This is a genomic window from Hansschlegelia beijingensis (assembly GCF_045505405.1).
In the GTDB taxonomy this organism is placed as follows: domain Bacteria; phylum Pseudomonadota; class Alphaproteobacteria; order Rhizobiales; family Methylopilaceae; genus Methylopila; species Methylopila beijingensis_A.
Genome location: NZ_JBJKEX010000558.1, coordinates 1 through 1,185, shown reverse-complemented (window position 1 = coordinate 1,185; position 1,185 = coordinate 1). Strand labels below are relative to the sequence as shown.

At 67.7% G+C, this 1,185-nt stretch carries 1 pseudogene; it reads left to right on the top strand.

Annotation, left to right across the window (positions count from 1 at the left end):
* Positions 1-92 precede the first annotated feature (92 nt).
* Positions 93-1,115 (top strand): annotated as a pseudogene (locus tag ACIKT0_RS18655) (helicase-related protein); the annotation flags it as partial.
* Positions 1,116-1,185: the final 70 nt, after the last annotated feature.

Genomic DNA, 1,185 nt, shown 5'->3' with positions numbered 1-1,185 from the left:
GGGATGTCAGGGTGCCAGCGATTGTGCACCATGTCGTTTTCATAGGCCGACTGGGTCAGGTCGACCTTGATCAGCGTCTCGGTCACGGTCGAAGCTCTGGCGCGCGCACCCGCAACGCCCAGGTCGCCATGTACCAGGCCGGCGACGTCGACTATCTCGTCGCCACCGACGCGATCGGCATGGGGCTCAATCTCGACGTCGACCACGTCGCCTTCGCGGGCGACCGCAAGTTCGACGGCCACCAGTTCCGCCGGCTGAACCCTGCCGAGATGGCCCAGATTGCCGGGCGGGCGGGCCGCCATCTCCGGGACGGCACCTTTGGGACGACCGGCCGCTGCCCCGGCTTCGAGCCCGAACTCGCGGAGAAGCTCGAGAGCCACAGCTTCGAGAGCGTCAAGGTGCTGCAGTGGCGGAACGCGCGGCTCGACTTCCGCAGCGTCGGCGGCCTGATCGACAGCCTCTCGCGTCCGCCCGCCGAGGCCGGGCTGACCCGGGCTCCCGACGCCGACGATCTGCGGGCGCTCATGCACCTCGCCCGCGATCCGGTCACGCGGGAGGCGGCCCGCGGCGAGCAGCAGATCCGGCTCCTCTGGGACGTCTGCCAGGTGCCGGATTACCGCAAGATCGCGCCGGCCCAGCACACGGAACTTCTCGCTGACCTCTATGGTTTTCTCGCCCGGCCGGGTAAGGTCCCGACCGACTGGTTCGCGCGGCACGTGTCGCAGACCGACCGCGCAGACGGGGACATCGACACACTTTCGGCCCGGATCGCCCATGTCCGCACATGGACGTTCGTGGCTAATCGCGCGGATTGGCTGGACGATCCGGAACATTGGCAGGGCGTGACGCGCGCCGTCGAAGACAGGCTCTCCGACGCCCTCCACGAACGGCTAGCTCAACGTTTCGTCGACCGACGCACCAGCGTTCTCATGCGCCGCCTGAGGGAAAAGGACATGCTCGAGGCCGAGATCAACAAGGACGGCGACGTGCTGGTCGAAGGCCACCATGTGGGACGCCTCGCCGGGTTCCAGTTCGCACCGGACAGCTCCGCCGAGGGCGTGGAGGGCAAGGCGCTGCGCGCCGCCGCCTCCAAGGCTCTCGCGGGCGAAATCGAGGATGTCGCAGGGTAAGGAAGAAGCAACGCGACTCGACGAAAGCTACGCGCGACTGCGTTCGATCTTAGAC